At 64.5% G+C, this 7228-nt stretch carries 6 protein-coding genes; 4 read left to right on the plus strand and 2 right to left on the minus strand.

Translation table 11 applies throughout. The features are described from left to right. A partial coding sequence (gene ftsH, locus ACRDTL_RS07795; protein WP_431506138.1) for an ATP-dependent zinc metalloprotease FtsH occupies positions 1–1940 on the minus strand: 1940 nt, incomplete at its 3' end. A gap of 294 nt (positions 1941–2234) precedes the next feature. Between ftsH and ACRDTL_RS07800 the strand changes: the two genes are divergently transcribed. The 4 genes from ACRDTL_RS07800 to ACRDTL_RS07815 all read left to right on the plus strand — a co-directional run bounded on the left by ACRDTL_RS07800 (position 2235) and on the right by ACRDTL_RS07815 (position 6391). Continuing rightward, positions 2235–3212 carry an alpha/beta fold hydrolase gene (locus tag ACRDTL_RS07800; protein ID WP_431506139.1) on the plus strand — a complete coding sequence of 326 codons (978 nt, stop codon included), beginning with the start codon at positions 2235–2237 and terminating at the stop codon, positions 3210–3212. Then, positions 3209–4402 carry an LLM class flavin-dependent oxidoreductase gene (locus ACRDTL_RS07805; RefSeq protein WP_431506140.1) on the plus strand — a complete coding sequence of 398 codons (1194 nt, stop codon included), beginning with the start codon at positions 3209–3211 and terminating at the stop codon, positions 4400–4402. Before ACRDTL_RS07800 ends, ACRDTL_RS07805 begins: the two co-directional genes overlap by 4 nt. A 391-nt stretch (positions 4403–4793) precedes the next feature. Continuing rightward, a complete protein-coding gene (locus ACRDTL_RS07810) occupies positions 4794–5246 on the plus strand; it encodes a DUF4189 domain-containing protein (protein WP_431506141.1) in 453 nt (150 codons plus the stop codon). A gap of 125 nt (positions 5247–5371) precedes the next feature. After that, positions 5372–6391 carry a zinc-binding dehydrogenase gene (locus tag ACRDTL_RS07815; protein ID WP_431506142.1) on the plus strand — a complete coding sequence of 340 codons (1020 nt, stop codon included), beginning with the start codon at positions 5372–5374 and terminating at the stop codon, positions 6389–6391. A gap of 28 nt (positions 6392–6419) precedes the next feature. Here ACRDTL_RS07815 and ACRDTL_RS07820 read toward each other — a convergent pair whose 3' ends face one another. Then, entirely contained in the window at positions 6420–6953 is a 534-nt protein-coding gene (locus ACRDTL_RS07820) for a nitroreductase family deazaflavin-dependent oxidoreductase (protein WP_431506143.1), read from the minus strand. Between the last annotated feature and the right edge of the window lie 275 nt (positions 6954–7228).

The following is a 7228-nucleotide window of genomic DNA, read 5'->3' on the forward strand; positions in this document are numbered from 1 at the left end:
GGGGTGGGACGGGGCCACGGCTCGCCGCGCTCGATCGCCAACTCGCCGGGCGTTTTGATCGGGGGCTTGTCGGAGGGGATGCGGCCCCCGAAGTCGTCGAACATGGTTAGCCGCGGCCGCTTTTCGACGTCGGCGAAGATCGCCTGTAACTCGGCGCGGTGCAGGGTTTCCTTTTCTAGCAGCTCACCGGCCAGGGTGTCGAGCACGTCGCGGTATTCGGTAAGGATCTCCCAGGCCTCGGTATGCGCGGCCTCGATGAGCTTGCGGACCTCCTCGTCGATTTCGCGCGCCACCTCATGCGAGTAGTCCGGCTGGGTGCCCATGGTTCGGCCCAGGAACGGGTCGCCGTGCTCGGTGCCGTATTTGACCGCGCCCAGCCGCGAGCTCATCCCGAACTCGGTGACCATCGCGCGCGCGACCTGGGTGGCCTTCTCGATGTCGGACACCGCGCCCGTCGTCGGCTCGCGGAACACCAGCTCCTCGGCGGCGCGACCACCCATCGCGAAAACCAGTTGCGCGATCATCTCCGAGCGGGTCCGCAAGCCCTTGTCTTCTTCCGGCACCGCCACCGCGTGGCCGCCGGTGCGGCCCCGGGCCAGGATTGTCACCTTGTAGATCGGCTCGATATCCGGCATCGCCCAGGCCGCCAGGGTGTGGCCACCCTCGTGGTAGGCGGTGATCTTCTTCTCCTGCTCGCTGATGATCCGGCCCTTACGGCGCGGACCGCCGATCACCCGGTCCACCGCCTCCTCCAGCGCCGCAGCGGTGATGACGGTGCCGTTCTCCCGGGCGGTCAACAGTGCCGCCTCGTTGATGACGTTGGCCAGATCGGCGCCGGTCATGCCGACCGTGCGCTTGGCCAGCCCATTGAGGTCGGCGTCCGGCGCCATCGGCTTGCCCTTGGCATGCACTTGCAGCACCGCGCGACGGCCGGCCAGGTCCGGGTTGGACACCGGGATCTGGCGGTCGAAGCGCCCGGGCCGCAGCAGCGCCGGGTCCAGGATGTCGGGCCGGTTGGTGGCCGCGATCAGGATGACGCCGGCCCGCGGGTCAAACCCGTCCATCTCAACCAGCAACTGGTTCAGCGTCTGCTCGCGCTCGTCGTGTCCACCGCCCAGGCCGGCGCCGCGCTGGCGGCCGACCGCGTCGATCTCGTCGACAAAGATGATGCACGGGTTGTTCTGCTTGGCCTGGTCGAACAGGTCACGGACCCGCGAGGCGCCGACGCCGACGAACATCTCGACGAAGTCCGACCCCGAGATGGTGAAGAACGGTACTTCGGCTTCTCCCGCCACCGCGCGGGCCAGCAGCGTCTTACCGGTTCCCGGCGGACCGTAGAGCAGCACGCCCTTGGGGATCTTGGCGCCCAACGCCTGGTACCGCCCGGGGTTTTGCAGGAAGTCTTTGATCTCGTAGAGCTCCTCGACCGCCTCGTCGACGCCGGCGACGTCGGCGAAGGTGGTCTTGGGCATGTCCTTGGAGAGCTGCTTGGCCCGCGATTTGCCGAACCCGAAGCCCATTCGTGCCCCGCCCTGCATGCGGGAGAACATCACGAACAGCCCGACCAACAGCAGCAGGGGCAGCACGTAGATCAACAGCGATCCCAGGATGTTGCCCTGGTTGACGGTCGTGCTGACCTTTGCATTTTTGCTGTTCAGCGCGTCGAACAATGGCACGGCGTAGCCGCTGGGGTACTTGGTGATGACCTTGTCGGACCCGCCGGTGTCGGCGTTGCCGCTTTTCAGGGTCAACCGCAGCTGCTGCTCACGGTCATCGATCTGGGCGCTCTTGATGTTGTCGGCCTTGATCTGGGCCACTGCCACCGAGGTGTCGACGGGCTTATAACTGCGGGTGTTGTCGCTGAAATAGAAGAACGACCAGCCAAGCAGCAACACGACGGCGATCGCCGTGAGTGTGCGGATCACGTTTTTCCGGTTCATCAAGCATCGGCCGCTGCCGGCCAGGTCCTTCCCCGATACACGCAGCTGGAATATTCAAGGCTACCGCTGGTGGTGATCGCCAGCGCGGCGGAGCCGGGGGCAGCGGGTCGCCACCGGGGTGCCCAGCGCTGATCGCCAGCGCGGCGGAGCCGGGCGCTGGGGGTACCCCCAGCCGCGGAGCGGCGAGGGGGACGGGTCGCGGAGCCGGGGTGCAGCGCCGTACAGACAACGAACGGCGGTTCCCGCCGGACCAAACCTTCCCGGCGGGAACGACCGTGTGCTTTGGTGAGACACGTGCCAGATACCGTTCCCTCGACCGAACGCGTCATCGATACCAACAGTGTGCGGTTACGCACCGTTGAAGCCGGCGAGCGTGGTGCACCCGTTGTGTTGCTCGCCCACGGCTTCCCCGAACTCGCCTACTCGTGGCGCCACCAGATTCCGGTGCTGGCCGCGGCCGGATACCACGTGCTGGCTCCGGACCAGCGCGGCTATGGCCGCTCCAGTCAGCCCGACGATGTTTCCGACTACAACATCGCCGAGCTGTCCGCCGATCTGATCGGCCTGCTCGACGACGTCGGCGCGGCAAAGGCGGTGTTCATCGGTCACGACTGGGGCGCCCCGGTGGCGTGGAGCACCGCCCAACTACATCCCGACCGGGTGGCGGCCGTGGTCGGACTCAGCGTGCCGCCGGTGCCGCGCGCCCAGGTGCCGCCGACACAGGCGTTCCGCAAAGTCTTCGGCGACAACTTCTTCTACATGCTGTATTTCCAGGAGCCCGGGATCGCCGACGCTGAGCTGGCGGCGGATGCGGCCACGACCATGCGCCGGATGCTGGGCGGCCTGCGACCGCCCGCCGACCAGGCGGCAGCGCTGCGGATGGTCCGGCCGGGTCCGGAGGGTTTCATCGAGCGGCTTCCCGAACCCGACGGCTTGCCGAGCTGGATCACCGCGCAAGAACTCGACCACTACGTCGTCGAGTTCACCCGTACCGGCTTCACCGGAGGCCTGAACTGGTACCGCAACCTGGACCGCAACTGGGAGATCATGGCCAACCCGCCGGCATCGGCAATCGACATGCCGGCGATGTTCATCGCCGGGGTTGACGACCCCGTGCTGGGATTCACCCGCCGCGACCGCGCAGCAGAGGTGGTGAGCGGCCCCTACCGCGAGATACTGATCGAGGGCGCGGGGCACTGGCTACAGCAGGAACGTCCCGATCAGGTCAACGAGGTGCTTTTAGACTTCCTCAACGGTTTGGTGATGTCATGAACCGCCCGCTGAACTTCGGTGTATTCATCACGCCGTTTCACCCGACCGGTCAATCTCCCACGGTGGCACTCGATTACGACATGGACCGGGTGGTGGCCCTGGATAGTCTCGGGTTCGACGAAGCCTGGTTCGGTGAGCACCACTCCGGCGGCTACGAGCTGATCGCCTGTCCCGAGGTGTTCATCGCCGCAGCGGCCGAGCGGACCAAACACATCCGACTGGGCACCGGGGTGGTGTCGCTGCCCTACCACCACCCGCTGATGGTCGCCGACCGCTGGGTGCTGTTGGATCATCTGACCCGCGGCCGGGTGATGTTCGGCACCGGCCCCGGCGCGCTCCCGTCGGACGCCTACATGATGGGCATCGACCCGGTCGAGCAACGCCGGATGATGCAGGAGTCCCTGGAAGCGATTTTGGCGCTGTTTCGCGCAGCGCCCGGCGAGCTGGTCAACCGCCACTCGGACTGGTTCACGCTGCGCGACGCACAGTTACACATCCGTCCATACACCTGGCCGTACCCGGAAATCTCCACGGCGGCAATGATTTCGCCATCCGGCCCGCGACTCGCCGGTGCGCTGGGCACGTCGCTGCTGTCGCTGTCGATGTCGGTACCCGGCGGCTACGCGGCACTGGAAAACACTTGGGAAGTGGTGCGCGAACAGGCCGGCAAAGCCGGACACGACGAGCCGGACCGGGCCGGTTGGCGGGTACTCGGCATCGTGCATCTGGCGGACACCAGAGATCAGGCGATCGACGACTGCACTTATGGGTTACAGGATTTCGCCAAGTACTTCGGGGCGGCCGGGTTTGTGCCGCTGGCCAATCTGGTCGAAGGCTCCCAGACACCCCGGGAGTTCGTCGAAGACTATGCGGCCAAAGGCAACTGCTGCATCGGTACACCGGATGACGCGATCGGCTATATCGAGGACCTGGTGGACCGGTCGGGCAGTTTCGGTACATTCTTGCTGCTCGGCCATGACTGGGCGTCGCCGCGGGCAACGTATCACTCCTACGAGTTGTTCGCGCGCAAGGTGATTCCCCATTTCAAAGGACAACTGGCGGCGCCGCGGGCATCGCACGACTGGGCTCGCGGTATGCGAGAGCAGTTGTTGGGCCGAGCCGGAGAAGCGGTAGTGAAAGCAATCAGCGAGCACACCGACGAACTGAAGGTGAAAAACGAGCAGAACTGATGCGGGCCGCGGTACTGCGCGGCGGCATGGTTTAACGCAAGGCACTGGCTGGCCGGAAATCGGGCAGGGCATTTTGAAAAACGGGTCTAGTGCGATCCGACAGGAGTTGTTAGTCTGCGTTCCTGGCCCATGAACTGGGAAGGCGTGTCGATGAGGCTCAGGCAGCAGGCCGTCGCTTTCACGGCGTGGGGCATTGACGGGTCCCGCCATCTGGTCGGGCTGGAATCGAATCGCTGCAAGGTCCGAGCATGTCGCTGATCACAGGTAAGCGACAGCAAGCCGTCGGTCAAGGCACCGTGCACCCCACCCTCGGCCGCACCGAATTTCAACCACAATCGAAGAGTCAGTTGCGAAAGTTGAAGGGAGCATCATGATACGAGCCAGGTTTCGAATGCGCGCTGCGATCTCTGCGGCCAGCGGCACAGTGGTGGCCGCATTGGCCCTCGCCGTAGCCCCCACCGTCTACGCTGAGGACGAAGCCTGGGGCGCGATTTCCGTCTCGCCAGATGGACAGGCCGTCGGGGTAGCGACGAATCAGCCGAATGAGTATTTGGCCAACACGGTGGCGAACTCTGACTGCCAACAAAACAACCCCGCCTGCAACGTGCTGATTACCTTCAAGGATCCCGACTGCGGTGCCGTTGCTAAAAACGGGGATCAGTATTTCGGGGATAGCGGCGCCACGCAGCAGCAAGCCGAACAGAACGCCATGAACCAGAGTCCCGGCAGCACGGTCCTCCGCTCAGCATGCAACAACCCAGCCGCAGGCGCCAGCACCACGCCCACAAGCACGAGCGCGAGCACCACACCCTCAACCACCACCACCGCACCCGCAGGCGGGTAATGGCGGTGCTGGGTCGGGTTTAGCGAAACGTGAAGGCGTCGAGTTTGGTTGGTATGGCATAGATTTGGGGTGAAAGCGATCACCGGGCACACCGACGAACTCAAGCTGAAAAACGAGCAGCACTAATGCGCGCCGTGGTACTGCGCGGCGGGCGCATGGTCTATCGCGACGACGTACCCGATCCAATACCCGGTGAGGGCCAGGTGCTGGTCGCGGTGCGTTCGTGTGGAATCTGCGGCTCCGACCTGCATTTCGCTGCACACAGCGATGAAATGGTGTCGTTGTCTGCGCAGATGGCGGCGAGTCTCGGCGTCGGCGATATCGGCGTTGACCTGAGCCGTGACATCATCATGGGTCACGAGTTCAGCGCCGAAGTCCTAGAAGCCGGGCCCGATACCGACACCTACTCGCCGGGGACCCTTGTCACGTCCATTCCAGTGCTGGTGTCGGACAAGGGTGTCCAACCCATCGGCTTTTCCGACAGCACTGCCGGCGCCTACGCCGAACGGATGCTTTTGTCTGCGCCGCTGCTGGTCCCGATTCCCAACGGCCTGAGCCCCGGATATGCCGCGCTGACCGAACCGATGGCGGTGGGCCTGCATGCCGTCAACAGGTCGGGTATTCAGCCCGGTGAGCCGGCACTGGTGCTCGGCTGCGGCCCGATCGGCATCGCCATCATCGCGGCGCTACGGCGAATGGGAGTGGAGTCGATTGTGGCGTCGGACTTTTCGTCGAAGCGACGGGAACTCGCTGCCACCATGGGTGCACATCAGACGCTTGACCCGGCCCAGGGTTCGCCATTCGACAGCGTTAAGCCGGCAGTGGTTTTCGAGGCGGTCGGCGTGCCAGGGATCATCGATGACGTGATGCGCCGGGCCCGGCCGGGTATTCGTCTCGTCGTCGCTGGCGTGTGCATGCAGCTCGATACCGTGCATCCGTTTTTCGCGATTGCCAAAGAGATCAACGTGCAGTTCGTGCTCGCTTATGACCCAACCGAGTTCACCGAGTCGCTGCGCGCGATCGCCGAGGGTGACATCGACGTGCACCCGATAATCACCGGCGAGGTAGGCCTGGACGGCGTCGGAGGGGCGTTCGACGACCTCGCCGATCCCGAACGGCACTGTAAGATTCTCGTCGCGCCATAGCGGGCGGGCTGTCCGACCGGAGCCACTGTCAGCAGTGAGTGTCGACGATCACCGGTGTTCCGCCCTCGAGCCAAGCCGTGTGCAGCTCGATGATCTTGGTCCGAGTTGGTAAGCCTTTGCGGTGAAACATGTTCTCGGCATAGTCGAACGGGTGGGTTTTGCCGCAAAATGCGTCACGGACTGCTTGGCGTTCGACGTCGTCGTCCGGGCCGCGAGCACTTCCAGTCAGCGTTTCTCGGCGAAAGCGCAGTGTCACCTTGGGGTTGGCGCGAATGTTCTTCAACCACAGTGCATGCTCGCCGGCAATGGAAACAAGATAGACCTTATCGCCGTCGCGGTATGCGCGGACGAAAGCTGTCCGCGGCTTCCCGGACTTACGTCCTGTCGTGGTCAAGGCGGCGACACCTGTCGGCATCCACACCGCGAACCATGGCCGGTGTATTACCCGTAGCCCGCGGGTGAGGATTCGCTTGGTGCGCACTGACGTGACCGCGCCCGCACGCGGGAAGCGCTCCAGTTTGTACAGGCCGTCGCGGTAGCGCAGCGATTCCGGAACGGTCACAGGCGGTTGCCGGTCCATGTGAAGCCTCACAATCGACGAACCGACCGTAACACCGTTATCGATTGAGTTGACGAACACCGAGATCCGGGGCGAGCAACTGCCCGACGCACCAATCTCGGGGTCTGTGGATAGCCGGTGGCCGGTGTCGCCTGTTGCCTCATGTCAAGATGCGCGCGAAGGCGGATTCGTTGCCTCACGTAAACGTGCGCGCTTGTTAACTGGAGATTGGGCGCCGGGTCCGGCTTTGCTGGTGGTGATGGTGAGCAGCTGGGCGA

The organism is Mycobacterium sp., from assembly GCF_050700595.1.
Taxonomy (GTDB): Bacteria; Actinomycetota; Actinomycetes; order Mycobacteriales; family Mycobacteriaceae; genus Mycobacterium.